Annotated in this window: 2 protein-coding genes; one reads left to right on the top strand and one right to left on the bottom strand. The window is 36.4% G+C overall.

Translation table 11 applies throughout. From position 1 onward, the window contains the following. Nucleotides 1–204: hypothetical protein (locus tag ACIR131C_RS26750; protein WP_231395442.1), on the top strand; the 204-nt coding region annotated here is incomplete at its 5' end. Nucleotides 205–356: 152 nt separating this feature from the next. On the opposite strand, the gene ACIR131C_RS25485 is transcribed toward ACIR131C_RS26750, so the two are convergent. Next, the gene (locus ACIR131C_RS25485) at nt 357–521 is read right to left on the bottom strand and encodes a hypothetical protein (RefSeq protein ID WP_155963076.1); all 165 of its coding nucleotides are present in this window, start codon (nt 519–521) and stop codon (nt 357–359) included. Nucleotides 522–656 lie beyond the last annotated feature (135 nt).

Here is a 656-nt window from a genome sequence, read left to right as displayed (position 1 = left end):
ATGGGTTTTACCTGGGTAAAACGCAAAGATTGTAAAGTTTTATTGCAGGATTCAACACTTGTGTACTATATACAATTACAGACAATTTATTGTGGAGGTTTTTTTCCGGGATTGATATCTGCTGGAGACACAGTTAAATTGAGATTAAAGGGTAAATTTTCTGCATTTTTAGCATTCCAAGATAGTTTTCCCGACAGTTGGTAATTACCAGGTGTCAAGGTTTTTCCTTGGGGGGGATAGGATATTTGAATATACCGTTCACCTTTAGCAATAATAGTAGTTTCTTCTACTTTACCAGAATCAACTGTTTTGCCATCTTGACTTAAATTCCACTCAGTTTTAGCCCGGGTTGTGGCTTAACCTGTATTATTAACTAATAATCTAATCTGCGCTTGTCCTGATTCTGCTTTGCGTTGAATTGTTAAAGGAGAAACAGATAATTGACCGTAGGCTACCATAGGGGTAAAACTCAGGGTAAACCAACAGAATAAGGGCAGAATTTTCGCAATTTTTCTTTTCATATTTTCCATGATTGAAACTGAGTTTTATAGACAATGATACAGCATTTACCGCTATTATGAAGTACAGATATTAATGATTAAACTCTTGTGGTGCGGGTATCTTGCCCGCCAATGATGTACCTCACTCAAGCTAAA

Source organism: Dolichospermum circinale AWQC131C (assembly GCF_000426905.1).
Classification (GTDB): Bacteria; Cyanobacteriota; Cyanobacteriia; order Cyanobacteriales; family Nostocaceae; genus Dolichospermum; species Dolichospermum circinale.
This window is presented reverse-complemented; position numbering and strand designations above follow the sequence as displayed.